This is a genomic window from Paracoccus caeni, from assembly GCF_016629665.1.
Classification (GTDB): Bacteria; Pseudomonadota; Alphaproteobacteria; order Rhodobacterales; family Rhodobacteraceae; genus Paracoccus; species Paracoccus caeni.
On the sequence record NZ_JAEPRQ010000002.1, the window covers coordinates 352,346 to 373,939 of the forward strand.

Genomic DNA, 21,594 nt, shown 5'->3' on the forward strand with positions numbered 1-21,594 from the left:
GAAGCCGGAGCGTGTGGTGATGTCAAGCGGACTTAGAAGCTGTAGTCCAGCCGCAGCCCGATCTCGCGCCGGTCGCCAAGCGTGGCCATCGCGCCGGGGCCGTATTCATAGGTAAAGTATTCCCGATCGAACAGGTTGGTCGCATAGGCGGTCAGCTTCGCATTCTCCCAACCATAGCCGACAGCAGCATCGACGGTGCCGAAGCCGCCCAGTTCCAGCGGGTTGTTGCTTTCCAGCCGCGACAACATGCTGCTTTGGACGCGCAGATTGCCGTTGGCGAACCATCCCAGATCGTCGCCCCAGGCAACACCAAGGCTGAGGTTCCGTTTGGGAGCGTTGCCGAAGGCAAGGCCGGTATAGTCGTTATTGCCCAGCACGAAGTCGGTAAATTCGGTATGCAGCAACCCGACCGAGGCGGTTACGTCCAGCCGGTCCGTGACCTCATAGGCCAGATCAAGCTCTGCCCCGTAGGATTTGGACTCGCCAGCATTGGCAATATAGCTGGTCGTTGAATCACCGGGCGTTTCCCAGACCTCAACCTGTTGACCGTCCCATTTCTGATAGAACACATTCGCCGCAACGCTGAGGCGATCATCCATGAACCTTCCGCGCCAGGACAATTCAAGGTTTTTGGTCCATTCCGCGTCATAGCTGTAGGGCGAACCGTTTTTTGCCCGAATACTGGCACCGCCGGGACGATAGCCTTCCTGATAGATCAACGACAGGCTCTGATCCTCGGACAGATCGTAGCTGATGCCCAGTTTCGGGATGAAAACAGTATCGCTGTATTCATTCGACGAACTGGTGGAGCTGGACGGGACATCGGGACGAAACGGCGTCGTGATGTCCACGGTCGCATGCTGATCCTGGCTGAAGCGGTCAAGGCGACCGCCACCGATAATGCTCCAGCTTGGGGCGAATTCGTATTCGACCTCGGCGAAAAGAGCGGTATTGCGAATATCGGCGGTGTTTTTGGTTCGGAGATCCTCGATGACCAGCCCCGTCGGGCTGGACAGGTCAAGGTTTGGCAGCATCGCGTTACGGTAACTGCGATGCTCTTCCTTGCTGAAGTAGAGACCTCCAACCCAACGCAAGTTGTCGAATTCGTAGTTCAGCCGGAATTCCTGCGACAACAGCCGCTGATCGAATTCGCCGTCCACGGTGTAGAATTCACCCGGCGTGCCGTGGTTGATCGAGTTCCGCGACGTCACTGAATGGGTCCATCCGGTCTGCGCAGTAAGGGTCAGGTTCGCATTGATCTCATGCTCGACCTCGACCCCGAAATTGTCCACCCGCGTTTCGCGCACATCCTGAAACGCCGCGAAATCGTGCAGACCCGGCGCACCCGGATTTACAAGGGGCACATAGGGGAAGCCCGCCAAATAGAAATCCGGCAAGATGTCGCCCCAACCATCACCACGGCGCGCATCGTATCCCGAGGAGGACGAGGACCAGTTCGGTCCATATATGTCGTTCTGCGTCGGGGCGTCGAAGCTGCGCGCATAGCTGAACAGGACGCGGGTATTGTCATCCTCGCCCGGAAGCCACAGCAGCTTGGCACGGAGCGACCAGTAATCGTCCTTCACATAGTCGTCGTAGCGGTCGTAACCCTTATAGGACGGATAGTTGAGATCGCTGTCTTTGCGGGAATATTCACCGCTGACGCGATAGGCCAACCGATCGCCCAGCGCATCGCCATAGGCCAGACCAATCTGTTTATGGTTGTCGGAACCATAGGTGACCTGCGCCGCACCGGACGGGCTGAACTCGGGATCCTTTGTGCGCAGATAGACTGCACCGGCCAGCGCCGCGCGCCCGGTCAACGTCGATTGCGGGCCACGATAGACCTCGAGCTGTTCCAGATCGAAGGCGCCGCGCTGACCGCGGCGCGTGCCCTCGACAGTCTGCTGCACGCCATCGATATAGAAAGTGGCCAGCGGCGCCCCAAGACCCGGTGTCAGGCCTTCCGAATTGACGCCGCGAATAATGAAACCGCTTTCGGTCCAGTCGCCCTTGCTGACATTGGCCATCTGCCGATAGGCGTCGTCATAAGTCAGGATCGTCGGGCTTTCGAGGGCCTTTTGATCGACCACCGCAACACTCGCTGTGCTGTCGTCGATGTTCGTCGTGGTCCGGTCACCGTAAAGCGTGATCGTCTGCAGAACGACAGTATCTTCCGCCGGTGCAACCATGCCAAGTTGGGCGTTGCCGGGTTCTATATCGATTACCTGCTGGGCCTGAGCGATCTGCGGCAGGACCAACCCGCTGCAAATCGCCGATCCGGTCATCAAAGCCGCGATCACCGCGCGACGTTTCGCTAGAATTGTTTTCATCTGTCCCGCCTTCCCGAAAAGGATTTATGGCGAGGTCTGGCTGCACCGCATTGGCGGGAATCTGGCTGCCTCCTGCCGCTTCTTACGAATCCTGCGCAGAACTGAAAGCCTGTTTTCGGTAAATCCGACAATTTTTCTTTGATTGTTGCCGAACCTCACCGTTCACCCGGTTTTCAGGGCAATCCGGGACACATTTTGCCAGCTAAACAGAACATAATTGCCCGCACCGTGATTTATTGACCCACGATTTCAATCTGGAATTGCAAGAGTAATGCAATCGCCCGCATCCAGAATATGCCGGACATAAATTTCGCTGTCCCGCAGGGTTATCCGCAGGTCGGTCCCGGTGATATCAAGGACATGCGCCTCGCGGAAATCGGGAATATCGGCGAGACGTGCGGAGATCGCCTTGTAAGCCGCTTCTTTCGCCGAAAAGACCACCGTGCCGAACCGTTGCGCATCCCATCCTTCGGGTCGCAGCGCCCGTTCCGCGTCATCCATGACCAGATGACCGATCTCGGCCAGCGTCTCGGCCGACATCAGCGGCTCGCAATCCAGCCCAAGCGCGGGCATTTGTCGCGACACCACCGCCACCGCTCGCCCCGCATGATGGCTGATCGAGCCCACGGCCCCCGAAGGCCAAACCGGCGCGCGCCCAGTCCGTTCAATCGGACCGTGCACGCCAAGCTCTTGAAGCGCCAGCAAGGCGCATAGCCTGCCCGCCAAAAACTCGCTGCGCCGTTTCGGGACTGCACCGCGCAGATCCTCGGGCAGATCGATCCGCCCCCCGCAATAGTCCAGCATTTGCGCATCGCCCGGCTGAAACGCAACGGATCGCCAGACAAGCCCCGGCAGATCAATCAGCCGCCGATCCTCGACCGGGCCGATCCATGATGCGGCATCGCCCGTCATCCCGAGGCCTCGCCCATCGCGACCTGCCGTCCGCGTCCGTTCCATCGCCACGCCATCGCCACCGATTTCGCCAGTTCCTCGGCGATGAAGGCATACCAGACGCCCTCGATGCCAAGCCCTGCCTTGATGCAGAGCAGCCATGCCAGCGGCAGGCCCAGCCCCCAGGTCAGTGCCTGACTGACCATAACCGGCCGGCGCACATCCTCGACCGCGCGCAGGGCGTGAAACAGGACCATGTTCACCGCGAAACAGGGTTGCAGGAAGATCGTCAGCCATAGCAATCGCCGCGACAGATCATGCACCGCCGGATCGGCCGAGAACAGCCCGATGAACGGCCCCGAGGCCAGCCAGATCACCGCCGCACAGCCAGCCGACAGAACCGAGGCGATTGCCGCCGCGCGCCATGCCTGATGCCATGCATCCCGCGTCTCGCCCCGGCCCATCCGGTAACCGATCAGCACCTCGCTGCCCTGCACGATGGCCATGATCACCAGCGTCAGAAAGGCCATGGCGATCATCACATAGGCCCGCGCCAGAACCGGCACCTCGCCCTGCGTGGCGATCACGCCCAAAAGGATCATCTGATAAAAGCCATAGGCGATGAAATCCGAAACGCTGGGCAGGGCGATCCCGGCCAGCCGGATTACCTCACGCCCCTGCCCGGCCAGTCGCCGCGGATCGAGGCTCGCGCCCAGCAACCGCATCACCACCAGCGCCAGCACTCCGGCCACACCGATCCGCAACGCCAGATTGGCCAGCCCCGCCCCGGTCGCCCCAAGCGCGGGCAGCAGCCCCGGCCCAAGCACCAGCAGCCATTCCAGCGCAAGGTAAAAGACCGCGCCCGCCACGCCCAACACCATCACCGTGCGGCTGTGACCAAAGCCGCGCAGACAGGCAACAGCGGCGTTCCCGAAGCACAGAAACGCCATCGCCGCCCCCGCGAGATGCAGATAGGCGACTGCATCGGCGCGCAGCCCCTCGGTCAAATCCATCAGGCTCAGCACCAGCGGCCCGGCCACGGCCAGCATCACACCAAGCGCCACCCCGATCAGCGCATTGGCGGTGCAGGCGATGCTGGCGGTCTGTCGCGCGGCATCGACCTCGCCCCGGCCAAGCTGGCGGGCGATGGTCACGACGGCACCGATGCCGATCACCGTCGAAAGCTCGACCGCGATCCGCAGCACCTGCCCGGCGACGCTCAGCGCGGCGGCGGTTTGCGGGGAATGGGCGCTCCAGATCATCATGTCGATGATCATCACCCCGAACATCACCAGCGATTGCAGGAACAGCGGATAGCTGAGTTGAAATAGAGACTTGCCGGGAAGCGCGGTCATTCGTCGCCGAAGCTGACCAGATCGGCGATGGCATCCAGATCGATATCGAGTTCCGGCAGCACCGTCGTTCCGGTCGCCTGTAACGGCTGCGCAACGGTGGCCAGTTCCGCAATCGTCTGATGCCGGAACAGATCGCGCGGCTGGATCGCCAGCCCCGCTTCGGCCGCCCGCGCCGCCACCTGCACCGCCATCACGGAATCGCCGCCAAGATCGAAGAAGCTGTCCGCCCTGCTCGGCTCGGTTCCCAGAACCCCGGCCCAGATCAGCGCCAGCGCCTGCTCGGTCTCGCCACGCGCGGGCTCATGCGGCGGGCGCTGGCCGGTGTTGACCGGCGCGGCCTGCAACCGGATCGGCTCGGGCATAGGCGTCGCTGCCTCAAAAGCGCCGGTGGTAGTCAGCCGGAACGGCAGGCCGGTATGGAACAGGCAGCTTTCCGAAACCTCGAAGCGGCGCGGATCGACATGCGGATTGGGCAGGAAGGCCACCGCCGTCCGGGCGGGATCGCCCGGATAACCGCGCGACAGCCCCGCGCCGCCAAGCGCCAGCCAGCCGGTCGCACCGGGCGGCATCAACTCTCCCTCTCGCCCCAGAACCAGCGCTCGCACGCCGGGGGCGGGACGCAATCCATCCGGGCCGGACACCAGCGCAACCGGCAGTTCCGGCACTCCCTGCACCGCAGCATCACTACCAATCACGCCGGGTTCACCCGATGGCGCATCGCCACTGGCCAGAGCTGGCAAAATGAGCGACCGCTCACTTTCCCGCAAAAGCGGCAGATCGCTTGGCCGCGCCTCGGCGGTATCGGCAAGATGGCTCAGGAAATGCACCAGCCGCGCGGACAGCCGTGCCGCCATGTCCTCGCTGAAAAGATCGGCGGCGAGGTCCAGATGACCTGCCAGACCCTCACCATTCCGCGCCAGTTCCAGCGACAGATCGAACCGCGCGCGCCCGGTTTGCGCGGGCATCGCCTGCCAGTCGAGATCGGGACCAAGATCGCCCGAACGCGCCAGCTCGGGCATCGAAAACATGGTCTGGACCAGCGGCGCATGCGCCTCGCTGCGCGGCGGGGACATCGCCTCGATCACCTGCTCGAAGGGCAGATCCTGATGGGCATGGGCGGCCAGAACCGCCTCGCGCAAGCGGGCGATGATGGTGGTGAAATCCGCGGCATCGGCCAGATCGGCGCGGATCGCCAGCGTATTGACGAAAAGGCCGACGAGGTTCTGAAACTCGGGCAGGCGGCGGTTGCTGACCGGGGTGCCGACCAGCAAATCGTCGCGCCCGGAATGGCGGGACAGAAACACCGCCCACGCGGCCAGAAGGCAGATGAACAGGCTCGCGCCGTTCTGCCGGGCAAGGCGGTCCAGCGCCTGCGTGGTTCCAGCATCAAGGCTCAGATCGACGCGCCGCGCTTTGCCGTCGCGCTGCGCCGGACGCGGCAGATCGGAGGGCAGGTCCGTCACCGCGGGGGCATTCTCCAGCACGCCTTTCCAGAACTCGCGTTGCGACTGAAGCGGCAGGACGCGCTGCCATGCCGCGAAGTCGCCATATTGTGCGACCGGCTCTGCCAAGGCCTCGCCCAGATAGGCCGCACGCAGATCTTGCAGCATGACGCCGAAGGACCACTCGTCGGCAAGGATATGGTGGAAGGTCAGCAGCAGAACATGTTCCTCAGCCCCTACCCGCACCAGCCGGGCACGCCACGGCGCGGCCTCTTCCAGTGCAAACCGGGCGGTCGCTTCGGTTTCACGCAAAGCCGCCAATGCAGGCTCACGTTCCGCCACCGGCAGCGCCGAGAGATCGGTTTCGGGCAAATCGACCGCTGTATCGGGCAGCACGTCCACCCGCGCGATCCCCTGATCCGAGGGGAAGCGCCAGCGCAGGACCGAATGGCGGCGGGCCAGATCGCTCAGCGCGCGACGCAGCGCGTCGGGGTCAAGCCGTCCGGTCAGGCGCAATGCCAGCGGCAGGTGATAATCGGCGGAATCGGGCGCAAGGCGCGACAGCAGCCATTGCCGGTGCTGCGCCGCCGACAGTGTCGGGGCGGCACCTGTAATGATACCGGGCAGGACCGGGCTGCCAGCCCGCTCGGCGATACGGGCGCAAAAACGGGCAAGGACCGGCGCCTCGAACAGATCGCGCAAGGACAGGTCCACACCCAGATGGCGGCGCACTTCGCCGATCACTCGCATCGCCAGAAGCGACTGTCCGCCAAGCGCGAAGAAATCATCCTGAGGCCCGACATGCGGGACATCCAGCACCTCGGCCCAGATAGCTGCCACCACCTCGTCCCGCTGCGAGCCTGCGGGCGCGGCGACACGGGGTCCGGCATCCGGTAAAGGCAGCGCCTTGCGGTCGATCTTGCCGTTCGGGGTCAGCGGAAAGGCGGGCAGCGTCACCCATGCCGAAGGGATCATATAGGCGGGCAGAACCTGCGCCAGATGCGCCCGCATCTCAGCCGGGGTCGGAGCCTCGGCCACCGGGCGCAGATAGCCGATCAGCTTCGCGGCGCCACCCTCGCCCCGGACCATCGCCACCGCCTGACCGATGGCAGGATGGGTCTCGATCTGGCGCTCGATCTCGCCCAGTTCGATCCGGTAGCCGCGCAGCTTCACCTGATCGTCGAAGCGGCCAAGGAAATCCAGCGTGCCATCGGCATTCAGCCGCATGCGGTCGCCGGTGCGGTAATGGCGCGCGCCGTCGCGGGTGACGAAGCGGTCGGCGGTCAGGTCGTCGCGGCCCAGATAGCCGGGCGACAGACCCGCGCCGCCGATCCACAATTCACCCGACACGCCAAGCGGCTGCAGCCGCCCCGTCGCATCGCGCAGGCTAAGCGTGGTGCAGGCAATCGGACCGCCGACGGGAACCTTCGCGCCCCGCAGATGCTGCGGCCCGACAAGCAACGCCGCCGACCAAATCGTCGTCTCGGTCGGCCCGTAGAGGTTCCATAGCGTGCCGCCCAGCCGCATCAGATCGGTGGCCAGCGCTGAATCCAGCGCCTCGCCGCCCGAGATCATCTTCAACCCCGGCCTGCCCTGCCAGCCGCTGTCGCGCAGCACCCGCCAGCCGGCGGGGGTGGCCTGCATGACACTGATCCGGTGATGCTCGATCATCCTCGCCAGCGCGGCACCATCCAGCGCCGCACCCGCCTCGGCCAGAACCACGGTGCCGCCGGTGATCAACGGGCCGAACAGCTCCAGCCCGGCGATGTCGAAGGCAATGGTGGTCAGGGCCAGCAGCCGGTCATCCGCGCCGATACCCGGCTGATCCCGCATCGAGCCAAGAAAATTCGCCAGCGCGCCGTGGCTGATCGGCACGCCCTTGGGTTTGCCGGTGCTGCCGCTTGTATAGAGGATATAGGCCAGATCCTCGGCATCGGCGGCGTCACGCAACGCCCCTTGTCCCCGGCAATCGGCAACCATCAGCACGCCCATATCCTCGGCCGATCCAAGCGCCGCCGCGCCAACCGGATCGGCCAGCGCCAGCACCGCCTGCGCGTCTTCGAGGATGAAGGCGACACGCTCGGCCGGATAGGCGGGGTCAAGCGGCAGATAGGCCGCGCCGCAGCGCCAGATGGCGATCAGGCTGGCCAGAAGATCGGGGGTGCGGTCCTGACAGACGGCGACGATATCGCCGTGACCGATGCCAAGCTCGGTCAGGCTGGCGGCGATCTGACCGGCCCGCGCCATCAGTTCGGCATAGGTCAGCTGGTCAGCAGCCGTTTCCAGCGCGACCCGGTCCGGCTGCGCCTTTGCCATCGCCAGAAGCTGCGCCAGCGTGGTCGGTTGCACCGGCAGGTCCACGCCCTGACCGATCCGCGCCAGATGGTCCAGTTCCGGCGCGGTCAGCAGCTCGATCCCGGCCAGCGTCTCCGGTGTCAGGATGAAGCCCTGCAGCACCTGCATCAGATGCCCCGCGAGACGCGGCAACGCCTCAGCCGGGATACGGGTGCAATCGCCGGCCAGGCTCAGGATGATGTCCTCGCCGGGCAGCACCTTGGCAACCAGCGGGAAATCGGTCCGCTCATGCACGCCGGTTCCGTGTAGCCGCAGGGCCGAGCCGCCACGGCTGACCGCCGTTTCGATGCTTTCGGGATAGGTCTCGACAATCAGCAGGCTGTCGAAAAGCGGGGTCGAGGCAGGCAGACCGCTGGCCGCGCGGATCGCGGACAGGCCGATATGGCCATGCGCCTCGCGCTCGGGGTGGCCGCTCTGGATCGTTCGCAGCCAGTCAAGCGGCGCGTCCTGATCGGTGACCGTTACGCGCAGCGGCACGGTTTGCAGGAACAGCCCGGCCATCTCTTCGACGCCCGGCAGATCGGCGGGGCGACCCGCCAGAACCGTGCCGAATGTCACATCCCCCGTCCCCGCATAGCGCGACATCACCAGCGCCCATGCCCCCTGCATCAGCGTCGCCAGCGTCAGCCGCTCTCGCCGCGCCAAGGCCTGAAGCGCGGTGCTAAGATCGCCGCCAAGGGTCACGCGGTGTTCGGTCAGGTCGGTCTCGCCCGTCTCGGCCCGGTCGATTCCAAGGGGCGTCGGACCTTCGATCCCGGTAAGGGTGCGGGTCCAGTAATCGCCTGCCGCCGTTTTGTCCTGACGGTCCAGCCATGTCACATAATCGCCAAAGGACGGCGCGGGCGGCTGTTGGGCACCGCCGCCGTAAAGCCGCATCACCTCGGCCACCAACAGCGCGCCGCACCAGCCGTCGAGCAGCAGGTGATGGAAGCTCCAGACGAAGACATGGCGATCCTCGGCCAGCCGGATCAGCGCGAAACGCATCAGCGGAAGGGCGTCCATATCGAAACCGCGCGCACGGTCGCCTTGCAGCCATTCGGCAAGGCGCGCATCCTGTTCGTTGGCCGCCAGTGCCGCCCAATCCTCGGCCTGCCATTCGGGGCGGGCATCGCGATGGATGGCGAAGGCCGGGCGGTCCAGATCGTCCCAATGGCAGCGGGCGCGCAGGATATCATGGCGCGCGATGACCGCCTGCCATGCCGCGCGGAAGGCATCGGCGTCCAGCGCACCGTCCAGCCTGCCCCAGTATTGCTGAAAATACGCCCCGTTTTCGGGTGCATAGAGCGACTGGAACAGCATCCCGGCCTGCGAGGGCGTCATCTCGAACAGCTCGAGGATATCGTTTGCCGTATTCATGCTGATGCCCCGTTCATCCTCTGGCTTCGGTCAGTTTCGCGCGCAATCGGTCAAGTTTGCCCGACGCCGCTGCGGCAATCGGTGCGGTCAGTTCGCTGATCATCCGCCCGGCAAGTCGCTGGACCGTGGCGGCGCGGAAGCTCTGCGCATCCGAGCGGAAGGTAAGACGCAGGCCGTCGCCCTCTGGCTGAATTTCGACACTCAGCGCCGGGCGGGTGGGCAGGTCTGGCGGCGGCTGGTCCCACGACAGCAGAGCCACGCCATCGGGCAGCAAGAGCGGATCACAGCCGCGCGGATCGCAAGCGGCCTCGGCCTCGGCGATCTGGCGCAGCGAGGCGGCGGCATCTTGGGCAGGCTGGCCGAGATGCAGCGGCAGGGCGCGGGTGAAATGGCCGAGCGCATCGGCGGGCGCATCCTCGATCAAGGCGAGGGTGAACCCGCTGGTAGCCCAAGGCGACAGCGCCCGTGCCAAAGCCGCCGCTGCAAGACGCGAAGGCGCGGCGTTGGCGGCCTGCGCATTCGCGCGAAGGCGGCGAAGATCGGCGGGGCCAAGATGCAGCGCGATCTCGGTCGGCGCATCGGGGACGTCGACTGTGAGCGGCAGAAATTCCGGCTGCGGGAAGGTGGTTTTCTGGTCGAGCCAGTCAGCATAGCTGGCTTTGGGTTGGATTGGACTGTCAGGCGCTGATCCGGCGATCAATTCGGCAAGCCGTGCCAGAGACGGCCTGTCCAGCAGCAGCGGATGTGCGGTCAGCGTCAATTCGCCCGCGTCGATCCGCGCCTGCCATAGCCGTGTTTCGCCGTCGCTTTGCCATCCGTCCGGCGTCAGGTTGTAGCGGAGAACGGGGTGCATGCGTTCAAGCTGCGCAATGATATTTGGCAAATCGCCGTCCGCTGCTTGAAGCGGCAGCGTCAGGCTGCGCCATTCCTGCGCGCTGTCCTGCGTTGCCCACTGCCACGGGCTGAGCGGCAAGACTCGCGCCGCCGCTCTCTGGCCGGCGACGGCGGCTTGTGTCGCGATGGTCTGATGCTCGAACATCTGCGCCGGGGTCAGCGTCAGGCCCTTGCCACGCGCCCGCGATGCGATCTGCATGGCGCTGACCGAGGCTCCGCCGATGGCGAAGAAATTGTCCTCGACGCCGATATCGTCGCGGCCCAGCACCTCGGACCAGATCGCCAGCAGTTCGCGTTCGGCATCTGTCTCGGGCGCGCGCGAGGTCAGAACCGGCGCATCCGGGCGCGGCAGGCGGGCGCGGTCGATCTTGCCATTGGCGTTCAGCGGGAAAGCGTCCAGCATCACGAAAACGGCGGGGATCATATAGGCCGGAACAGTCGAGGCCAGCGTGGCGCGCAGTTGTTCGGGCGTGGGCGCGGCAGCCTCGGCGCGGCAATAGGCGATCAGGCGACCGGCATCGGCGATGATCAGCGCCTCGGCAATGGCGGGATCGGCGCGCAGGGCGGCTTCGATTTCGCCCGGTTCGATCCGGTAGCCGTTCAGCTTGATCTGGTGGTCCAGACGGCCAAGGAAACTCAGCGCGCCATCAGCCTCAATCCGCACACGGTCGCCGGTCAGATAAAGCCGCTGGCCGTCGCGGGTGACGAACCGATCCGCCGTCAGATCGGGACGCTGCCAATAGCCGGGCGACAGGCCCGCGCCGCTGATGGCAAGCTCGCCCGGAAGCCCGGCGGGAAGCGGTGCGCCATAGCGGTCCACGACCAACAGGGCGGTATTCCTGACCGGCCCACCGATCAGCGCCTGCGGGCCGCTGAGGTCGTCCTGTGACAGACGGCGGGCGGCGGACCAGATCGTCGTTTCCGTCGGGCCATACATATTCCACAGCGCGCCGGTCCGGTTCAGCAAGGCGCGGCCAAGATCAGAGGGAAGCGCCTCGCCCCCGGTCAGGGCGGTCAGCGTCGGGTTCCCCTGCCAGCCGCTGTCGATCAGCAGCCGCCACGTCGCCGGGGTGGCCTGCAGATGCGTGACGGCGTGGCGGTTCAGCGCATCGGCGAGGGCCTCGGGCGCGGCGGCGGTCTGGTCGTCGGCAAGGATCAGGGTGCCACCGACCGCAAGCGGCAGAAAGATCTCCAGCGCGGCAATGTCAAAGGCGATGGTGGTCAGCGCCAGCAGACGATCACCCTGCCCCATGCCCGGCAGATCGGCCATCGAAGCGATCAGGTTCGACAGGGCGGCATGGCTGACCGGCACGCCCTTCGGTCGCCCGGTGCTGCCGCTGGTGAAGATGACATAGGCGATACGGTCGGGATCGGCGGCGGGCAGATCGGCCTCGGGCGCGCCGTCCAGATCGGCGGGGTCGAGGACCGGGCAATTGGCCTGCATCTCGCGCGCCAGCATCAGCCCCGCCCCGGCATCGGACAGGATCGCATCCCGACGCTGCGCCGGATGGGCGGGGTCCAGCGGGACATAGGCGATGCCCGCCTTCAGCGCCGCAAGCAGCGCCACGACCATCTCTGCCCCGCGCGGCAAACAGATCGCCAGCGGCGCACCACCCGCCAGTTCAGGCCGCGCGCACAGGCGGCGGGCAAGGGCGCTGGCGCGGTTCAGAAGTTCCGCCCCCGATATGGCCTCACCCGTCGCCGCGATGATCAGTGAGGAACGCTCTGCGGCGGCATCGATCATCGCCAGCAAGTCAGGGATCGGCGCCGACGGACCCTGTAGCACCACAGGATCGGCCACATAATCAAGCGTCTCGATGGGCGCATCGGGACGGTCCAGCGCCAATGTCAGCAGCCGGCCAAACTGGCCGATCATATCGCGGATACGCGCCTCTTCGAAAAGCTCGCGGCGATATTCGGCGATGATCGACAGGCCGGTATCGCGCTGCATCATGTGCCAGCTCAGATCGAACTTGGCATCAGGCAGCGGGATCACCTCTTGCCGGACGGTCAGGCGCGGATCGCCCAGATCAAGCCGGTCGGCATTCTGCGCGCCATAGCCGGACTGCACCTGAAACAGCACCTGAAACAGCGGGTTGCGACCCACCTGCCGCTCGGCCCCGACCGCCTCGACCACGCGGGCGAAGGGCAGATCCTGATGGTCGAAAGCGCGGACAAAGCCCTGCCGGGTCTGCTCCAGCAAGTCGCGGAAACTGGTCCCGGCAACGGGTCGGCCACGCAGGACCAGCGTGTTCAGAAACAGCCCGATCAGCGCGCCGGATTCCGGTGTCGCGCGCCCCGCGACCGGCGTGCCCACGGCCACATCATCGGCCCCGGTCAGACGATGCTGAAGAAGCTGAAACACCGCCAGCAACAGCACGAAGGGCGTCACGCCCAGCCGCGCGGCCTCGGCCACGACGCGCTGCGACAAGACCGGGTCAAGATCGGTCAGAACCGTCCCGGCCCCCTCGCCCGCCCGGGCCGAGCCGGGCAGTTCCAGCGGCTCAATCCCCGCCAGTTCGCCGCGCCAGAAATCCTCCTGCCGGACGGCCTCGGACGAGGTCAGCCAGTGCTGCTGTTCCAGCACGAGATCGCCAAACTGACGCGGCAAGTTCGGCAGATCGGGCCGCACACCCGCGACAAAGGCCCGGTAGATTTCGGCCAGCTCACGCAGGAACACACCGCGCGACCAGCCGTCGGCGATGATATGATGGAAGGACAGCAACAGCCGGTGCCGGTCGGGTGCGAACCGCAGCAGAGTGGCGCGAAACAGCGGTGCTTCGGCCAGATCGAAAGGCCGGGCGGCGAAGCTGCGTTCGGCCTTGGCGGCGTCGGTATCGCTGGCGACATCAAGCCGTGTCAGGGTGATAGCGACCTCGCGGATGTCCTGCCATGGCTGACCATCCTCGGACGGAAAGGCGGTGCGCAACGGCTCGTGCCGGGCAACCAGATGCGCCAGCGCACGCGACAACGCCTCCGGGTCCAGCGGCCCGTCTATCCCCCAAGCAAAAGCAATCGCGAACGCGGCGCTGTCGGGCTGCACCTGCTGGCCCAGCCAGAAATGCATCTGACCGGGCGAAAGCGGCAGGCGCGCAGGCCGCAGCGCCACGGCTGCCGGAGCAACCCGCGCCCAGTCGATCCCCGCCGCCTCGATCTTCAGGCGGAATGCCTGCTGCTCGGCCGGGCTAAGCCCCGCCACCCGCGCCCGAAGCGCCGCGATCCGGTCTTCCATCGTGTCAGGCCAGTTCCAGCCTGCGCGTCCGCGCCGTAGCCTTCGCCAAAGCCGCGATCTGCGGCAGGCCACCCATGACCAGATCGTAATCCTGCACGAAGTCGATCAGGCAGGCGATCTCGTCCACCCCGGCCTCGGCCAAAGCCTCGACCACCGGCTCTACGCTGGCGGCGCTGCCGATCAGCGAACGACCGTTCATAAAGCCCTCGACCCCGAATTTCAGCAGGCTGTCCACGTCATCCTCGCTGAATTCTGACAGGTTCACATCCAGCTTCATGCTGCGCGCAAGGCTTTCCAGCAGGTGATAATGGGTCCGCAGATAGTCGCTGAACGGGCCGATGACATTGGCCTTTGCGGTCTCGGGATCCTCGGCCAGATAGGTGTGGACCATGATGCTGACCTTGCCCGCATCCGGGTCATGGCCATTCTGATCCAACGCCTCGCGATAGGCCCGGATCTTCGGCGCGATATCCTCGATCCGTTCGCCCAGAAGCGAGCAGAGGACGTTGATCCCGCGCCGCCCGGCCTCGACAAAGGTTTCCTGCGACTGACAGGCGACCCAGAAGGGAATGCGCGGCTGCAGCGGGCGCGGCAGGGTCTTTGCTTCGACCAGATTGCCGTCCGCATCCTCGAATTCCACCGCTTCCCCGGCCAGCAGGCGGGTCAGTTGCTCGTAGCTCTGCCACATCAGGCTGCGGCGGAAACCATGAGGCTCACGGGACAGGATGAATTCCTGCATGGTCCAGCCCGAAGCGATGGCAATCCCTGCCCGCCCGCCTGACAGGTTGTCCAGCACCGACCAATCCTCGGCCACCCGCACCGGGTGATGCAGCGGCAGAACCACGCTGCCCGAGCGAAGCTGGACATTCTCGGTCACCATGGACAGCGCCGAATGAATCAGCGCCGGATTGGGATAAAGCCCGCCAAAGGCGTGGAAATGCCGCTCGGGCAGCCACAGGGCCAGAAGGCCGTTCTGATCGGCAAAGCGGGCGCTGTCCAGCAACAGCTTATACGCATCGGTATTGCGGGCCGAGCCGTCGCCGTCGAAATAGAAGAGGCTGAATTTCATGGGGTATCCTTTCAATGGCTGGCTCAGCCGGGGGTGGCTTCGCGTTCGGCCTCGATTTCGTCCAGAAGCGCGCCAAGCGTGTCGGCCTCGCGTTCGGCATCCTCGCGGGCCTTGCGGATGGTGGCGGCGATGCCCGCGGCGGTCGGCGCCTCGTAAAGCAGCGCCCTCACCGGCAGTTCGACGCTGAATTCGCGCTTCAGGCGGTTGATGATCTGAATGGCCAGCAACGAATGGCCGCCCAGTTCGAAGAAATTGTCCTCGACGCCGACTTCGGGCAGGCCCAGCATTTCGGCCATGGCCTGTGCTACGGCGGCCTCATAGCTGTCGCGCGGGGCGATCAGCGGGGCCGACAAGCGCCGGGTCGGGACGGTGTCTGGCGTCGTCGTCGCGGCGGGGGTGGCGGTCATTTGCAGGCGGCGTTTAAGACTGCCGGGCGTCACCGCAACCTCCGCCAGTTGCGGATGGGCGATGACGGCAAGGCTCGCCTGCCAGATCTCATCGCCGGTCAGCAGCCGCGCGCCGGTCAGGTTCTCGGCCAGTGATCCGGTCTCTGCCGCATCCCACTGCACCGCCTGCCAGACGCTCGCATTGTCGCGCCGGGCCATCGCAGTGAACGCCTCGACCCAGGCATTGGCAGCGGCATAGGCGGCAAGACCGCGCCCCCCGGCCAGCGTCGAAAGCGAGGATTGCACCAGACAGAAACCGGCATTCCGGGTCGCCAGCACCTGCCGCAGCGCGATCAGACCATCCCGTCGCGTCTGCAACCGGGCTTCGATTTCGGCAGACGGCGGTTCTTGCAGCGGGTTGTAGAAGGCATCGCCCATCGCGGCGGTGTGGAACACGCCGCTGATCGGGCCCAACCGCGCCTCGGCACTGCCAAGCGCGGTATCGAGCCAGTCGGCATCGGTCTCATCCCCCGCCAAAACGACGATCTCATCTCCGATCCCGCCAAGCGCGCGCAATTCGCGGATCAGCTGCACGGTCGGATCGGTCGCGGGATGCGCGGCCAGCCAGCCGTCCCATTCGCCCGGATCGGGCAAACCGCGCCCGGCAAGGATCAGCGGTTGCCCAAGCTGACGCACGCCGCGCGCATAGGCCGCGCCCAGACCCTCGGCCAGATCGCCGATGACCAGACTGGGGCCGGAAATCGCGGGCGCAGCGCCGCCGACCGGCACAGCCACATGATCGCCACGCCAGAGCCAGCCCCCGCGCAGAGCCAGCGCGCCACCATCCCAAGGCGCATCGATTGCCGCCATCAGCCCCGCAACCTGTCCGTCAAGCTCTGCCCGGTCGAGCTCAATCGAGCGGCAACGCAGCCCCGGCACCTCTTGCGGCAGGACCGGCACCAGTCCCAGCATGGCAGCCGCCTGCGGATCAAGCACTTCGCGCCCGGTCACCTCACGCATCCCGGCCCCCAGAAGGGTCAAGCGCGGGGACAGACCGGCCTCGGCCAAAGCCTGCGCCAAGGCGGTAATGGCGCGGGTCGCGTCACCCTCCAGCCCCCATGCGCAGAGGATGTCAGTCACCTCGATCCCATTTTGACGAAGGGCGGAGAAAAGCGCCGAATAATGTTCGAGGGATTCTGGATTTATTCCATAGTGATTTGTATTAAATTGAAAATCATTTGATCTCTGAACCTTAATTGCGCTTGCAGGCAAGCCCCCACTCAACCGCTCAACCAGTTCCGCCCCAAGCACCAACAGCCGTTTCGCGGGTTGTGGTGCAGCCAGCGGCAATCGCTGCCAGACCGGCTGATGGAACCACGATTCCTCCTCGGCGGCCTCACCCGGCGCGACCGGCGGCAGCCAGAAGCTCTGCCGCTCGAACGGGTAACCGGGCAGCGAAACCCGCCGACGCGGACCCTGATGCAGCGCCGCCCAGTCAAGCGTCACACCCGCCGCCCAAAGCTCGCCCGTCGCGCGCAATACCTCTGCCGCACCGTCCATGGCCCCGGATTCGGGCAGCGAGGCCACGCCCCGGCCCTTGTCCCGCATCGCCTGCCGTGCCAGCCGGATCAGCCCCGCACCCGGCCCGACCTCGATCAGCAGCGGGTTGCCCAGTTCCATCAGTTGCCCGACCGCATCGCCATAGCGCACCGGCTGCCGCAACTGCTTCAGCCAGTAATCCGGCGTCGCCGCCTCGGCCCCGAGCCAGCCGCCGGTGACGTTCGACAGCATCGCCAGTTGCGGCTCGCGCAGCGTCAGCGCTTCCAGCACCTGCCGGAATTGCGGCAAAGCCTGCTCCATCATCGCGCTGTGAAACGCATGCGAGGTGCGCAGCAACCGCGCCCCGATACCGCTGCGGTCAAAGCGATCCGCAAGCGCCTCGATCGCCGCGACCGGCCCGGCCAGCACAACGGAGCGCGGACCGTTGACCGCCGCAATCTCTACCCCCTCGGGCAAGCTGCCCGCCGCCTCGGCTTCCGAGATCATCACGGCCAGCATGGCCCCCTCGGGACAGGCCTGCATCGCCGCGCCCCGCGCGACGACGGCCCGGATCGCATCGGGCAGATCGAAAACCCCGGCCAGACAAGCCGCCACATATTCGCCGATGCTGTGACCCAGCATGGCAACTGGCTGCACGCCCCGCGCCATCCACATCCGCGCCAGCGCATATTCAAACGCGAACAGCGCAGGTTGCGTCACCCGCGTCTGATCGATCCGCGCCGGTTCGGTCACATCGGCATCCAGCAGCAAAGCCCGCAGATCCAGATCCGCGGGGATCAGGGCAAGGCATTCTTCCAGCGCCGCCCGGAATACCGGATCGGTTCGATGCAGATCGCGCGCCATCCCGGCCCGCTGGCTGCCCTGACCCGAGAAAACGAAAACTGAATCGGGGCGCCCCTGCATCGGCTGCAAGACCGGACCATCGGCGCGAAGGGCGGCAATCGCCCCGTCCCGATTGCCCGCCACAAAGACCTGCCGATGCCCTAACGCACGACGCCCAAGCTGCAAGGTAAAGGCCGCATCGGCGAGCGAGGGCGTATCAGAACGCTCCAACGCCCCGGCCAGATTCACGCGCAAGGCTGAAAGCGCCGAAGGTGTCTTTGCCGAAAGCACCAGCAATTGCGACCCCGTGTCGGCATCCACAGTGACCGGCAAAGGCGGCTCTTCCACAATCAGATGGGCGTTGGTTCCGCCGATCCCGAAGGAACTCAGCCCCGCCCGACGCGGACGCGCAGGATCGCGCGGCCAATCCCGAGGCTCGGCCAAAGGATCGAACGCACCGAAACTGCATTTCGGATTGGGTGTGCTGAAATGTGCGATCCGCGGCATCCGTCCGTGTCGTAGAGCCATCAGCAGACCGATCAGCCCGGCCATGCCCGCCGCCGCATCCATATGCCCGACATTGCCCTTGACCGCGCCAATCGCCACCCGCCGCCCGGCAAGGCCCGGACCATAGGCCCGGTTCAGCGCCGCAAGCTCGATCGGATCACCAAGGGCGGTGCCGGTGCCATGCGCCTCGACCAGATCGACATCCGCCGCCGCGATCCCGGCAGAGGCCAAAGCCGCCGACAACACCGCCGCCTGCCCCGCCACCGAAGGCGCGTTCAGGCTGACCTTGTCCGCGCCATCATTGTTCACCGCCGATCCCAACAGCACGCCATGGATCGTGTCCCCATCAGCAACCGCATCCGCCAGCCGCTTCAACACAACCACGCCCGCACCATTGGCAAACACCGTGCCCGCCGCGCCAGCATCGAAGGGCCGACAGGTGCCATCGGGCGAGGCTATGCTTTCTTCTTCATGCAAATATCCCTCTGCCCGCGCGAGGTTCACCGCGACCGCCCCGGCAATCGCCATGTCGCAATCACCCTGCCGCAGCCCCGCCATCGCCTGATGCAGCGCCACCAGAGAACTGGAACAGGTGGTCTGCACGCCGATGCTGGGCCCCTTCAGATCCAGATGGAACGAGGTCCGCGCGGCAACCATCCCGCCGATATTCGCAAGACCCACCTGAAACCCGTCTGCCCGATGCGCGGCCTTCAGCAGGTGGCTGGACAAGGACGCCCCGGCATAGACACCGATCCGCGCGCTGGTCCGGGCGCTGTCATATCCGGCATCTTCCAGCGCGTTCCAGGCGCATTCCAGAAACATCCGCTGCTGCGGGTCCAGCAATTCCGCATCGCGCGGCGAATAGCCAAAGAAACCCGCGTCGAACCCGTCAGCTTCGGGCGGGCCGCCCCAGAAGGGCACGTAGCGCGCATCCCCGGCCAAAGCCTCGCTGACACCGGCGGCGCGCAGTTCCTCTGCATCGACACGACGCAGACCGGATTCGCCCGCATCCAGAAGCTGCCAGAACGCCTCGGCATCCGCAGCGCCTGGAAGGCGCGCGGCCAGACCGACGATGGCAATGCGGCGATCCGCATCGGATGGTTGGAAACGGCTCATGCAATGCTCCGGTCAGTGATGCGGTCCAGCAAATAGTCGGCCAAAGCCGCCGGGGTGGTGTGCTCGTAGATCAGTGTGGGGTCGAGGGTCAGCCCAAGCGCATGCTCCATCTCCGCGATCAGAGAGACGCCTCCGATGGAATCAAGTCCCATGTCGAAAAATCCTTTATCGTCTGAGATTTGCGATGAATTTTTCGAGACTTTCACAAGCGATGCCCGCAGATGTTCCAACAGTTTCGCCCGCCGCAGCGGCGGCGGTGCGGCAAGAAGACTGCGCGCCAGTTCGCCCGGCGGCGTGGCTGGCGCGGTCACGACATCCGACTGCGATCCTGACGTATATTGCGCCAGAACCGGCAGCCCCTCACGGCAGGCAAAGCGCTGGATCTTGCCGCTGGGCGTCACCGGCAGAACGACGGGTCGCAACAGGGCGATGCTGTCCGGCGCAAGGCCGTGGTCGCGCGACAATGCGTCTGAAATTGCGGCGAAGATCGCCTCTGCGTCAGGCGCGCGGCTGGCCTGACGGGTCAGTTCACAGGCGATGCCGAAACCGTCGTCCCCACCCGCCAGCGGGAAGGCCGCCACCTTGCCGGGCATAATGTCGGGATGGGCCGCAGCGACCGTCGCTTCCAGCGCCTGCGGATAGTGGTTCTGACCGCGGATGATGATCAGTTCCTTCAGCCGCCCGGTAACGAACAGCCGCCCGTCGCGCAGGACGCCCAGATCGCCGCTGCGCATCCAGCCGCCGGTGTCGTCCAGCACCTGACCGAAGATCTCGGCACTGGCCTCGGGTTGACGCCAATAGCCCTGCGCGATGGCCGGACCGCGCATCCAGATCTCGCCGATACGATCCGAGGCAAGCCGCTGTCCGGTCTCTGCATCAACAATCGCGATCTCAATCCCGTCAACCGGCGCACCGCTTTCGGCCAGTTCGGCGCCCTCACCCTCGGCAAGAATGCCTTGCGCCATTAACGCCGGATCGACTCCAAGGATCTGAGTGCCTTCTCCCGGCTTGGCCACGCTGACGCACAGCGTCGCCTCGGCCATGCCATAGCAGCCGACCCAGTGGTTCCACTTAAACCCGCAGGGCGCGAAAACCCGGTGGAATTCGCGCAGGCTGCGGGCGCGGATCGTCTCGGCCCCGGTGAAGGCCAGCCGCAGGCGCGACAGATCGATCCGCGCCAGTGCCTCGGGCGAAGCATAGCGGACGCAATGATCGAACGAAAAATTCGGCCCGCCGATGATGGTCGCGTTAACCTCGGCGGCCAGTTCCAGATAACGCATCGGGTCGCGCAGGAAGGCGCCGGGGCTGATCATCGTATTCGACATGCCCAGATGGATCGGGGTCAGGATACCGCCGATCAGACCCATATCGTGATAATGCGGCAGCCATCCCGCGATCCTGTCCGAGATGCGTAGATCGAACGCCTCTCGGATCTGCTTCAGATTGGCCGACAGCATGCCATGGGTGATCATCACCCCCTTCGGCGCGCTGGTCGAACCAGAGGTATATTGCAGGAAGGCCAAATCCTCTGGCCCCGGAAGCACCGGCGGCGGCAGATCGGCGCCGTCAGGGCAATCGCAGCAGGGATCGGCAGCGGCAGGGGTCAGGCATTGCCCAAGCCCAAGCTCATCCGCCAGCCCGGTCAGCGCGTCACGATGGGTCTCTGCCGCAAGAATCGCGGAAACACCTGCATCTTGGGCGACATGACCCCAACGGCTGAATTTCTCGCGCGGGCGTGGAGGCGAGACGGGGACCGGCACCAGACCAAGCCAAAGACAGCCCATCAGCGCGGCGATGAAGTCCAGCCCGGTCGGATAGGTCAACAGCACCCTGTCACCACGACGGACCGCACCGGATGCCGCGAGTTCCTTTGCGACCCCCGCCGCACGACGATGCAATTCGCCCCATGTCCAGACATACGGGCGGGAATAGGCCTGCTTCAGCGCCGCATCAGGATAGAATCGGAAGGCCTCGACCCCGGCCATATCCACCGCCAGACGGGCCAGATCATCGACGATGCTCTGAAAGCCCTGCGGACGTGCGGAAACCGGCGCAGAATGGCGCTCGGCAACGAGCGGGGATGTCAGAAACTCCATTAACCATACCTCGTCCGGGATGCCGTTTCGCGCGCTGCGCGACGGATTTCAAAGACGTCTTGCCGAGGTTCTGGCGGGGTGCTGGAGCCCTGAAAACGGCTGTTGCATATATAACCAATCTATTTTAGTCAACTATTCACACCGGCCCCCAGGCAGCTTGTCTACCCAGTCACAGGCCAC

The 21,594-nt window shown here is 65.5% G+C and carries 8 protein-coding genes; all 8 read right to left on the reverse strand.

Annotation, left to right across the window (positions count from 1 at the left end):
• Positions 1–32 precede the first annotated feature (32 nt).
• The 8 genes from JJJ17_RS08525 to JJJ17_RS08560 all read right to left on the reverse strand — a co-directional run bounded on the left by JJJ17_RS08525 (position 33) and on the right by JJJ17_RS08560 (position 21,414).
• Positions 33–2,333, reverse strand: a complete 2,301-nt coding sequence (locus JJJ17_RS08525; RefSeq protein WP_200685411.1) for a TonB-dependent receptor — start codon at positions 2,331–2,333, stop codon at positions 33–35.
• Positions 2,334–2,582: 249 nt separating this feature from the next.
• Positions 2,583–3,245, reverse strand: coding sequence for a 4'-phosphopantetheinyl transferase family protein (locus JJJ17_RS08530; RefSeq protein WP_200685413.1), 663 nt, complete (start codon positions 3,243–3,245; stop codon positions 2,583–2,585).
• The gene (locus JJJ17_RS08535; protein ID WP_200685415.1) at positions 3,242–4,579 is read right to left on the reverse strand and encodes an MATE family efflux transporter; all 1,338 of its coding nucleotides are present in this window, start codon (positions 4,577–4,579) and stop codon (positions 3,242–3,244) included. Before JJJ17_RS08535 ends, JJJ17_RS08530 begins: the two co-directional genes overlap by 4 nt.
• Positions 4,576–9,732 carry a non-ribosomal peptide synthetase gene (locus tag JJJ17_RS08540; protein WP_200685417.1) on the reverse strand — a complete coding sequence of 1,719 codons (5,157 nt, stop codon included), beginning with the start codon at positions 9,730–9,732 and terminating at the stop codon, positions 4,576–4,578. Before JJJ17_RS08540 ends, JJJ17_RS08535 begins: the two co-directional genes overlap by 4 nt.
• Positions 9,733–9,745: 13 nt before the next feature.
• On the reverse strand, positions 9,746–13,858 hold the full coding sequence (locus JJJ17_RS08545; protein ID WP_200685419.1) for a non-ribosomal peptide synthetase: 4,113 nt from the start codon (positions 13,856–13,858) through the stop codon (positions 9,746–9,748).
• A gap of 4 nt (positions 13,859–13,862) precedes the next feature.
• The gene (locus tag JJJ17_RS08550; RefSeq protein ID WP_200685421.1) at positions 13,863–14,927 is read right to left on the reverse strand and encodes an LLM class flavin-dependent oxidoreductase; all 1,065 of its coding nucleotides are present in this window, start codon (positions 14,925–14,927) and stop codon (positions 13,863–13,865) included.
• 23 nt (positions 14,928–14,950) lie between these two features.
• Positions 14,951–19,318, reverse strand: coding sequence for a type I polyketide synthase (locus JJJ17_RS08555; RefSeq protein WP_200685423.1), 4,368 nt, complete (start codon positions 19,316–19,318; stop codon positions 14,951–14,953).
• A complete protein-coding gene (locus JJJ17_RS08560; protein WP_200685425.1) occupies positions 19,315–21,414 on the reverse strand; it encodes an AMP-binding protein in 2,100 nt (699 codons plus the stop codon). The genes JJJ17_RS08555 and JJJ17_RS08560 overlap by 4 nt, the downstream gene beginning before the upstream one ends.
• Between the last annotated feature and the right edge of the window lie 180 nt (positions 21,415–21,594).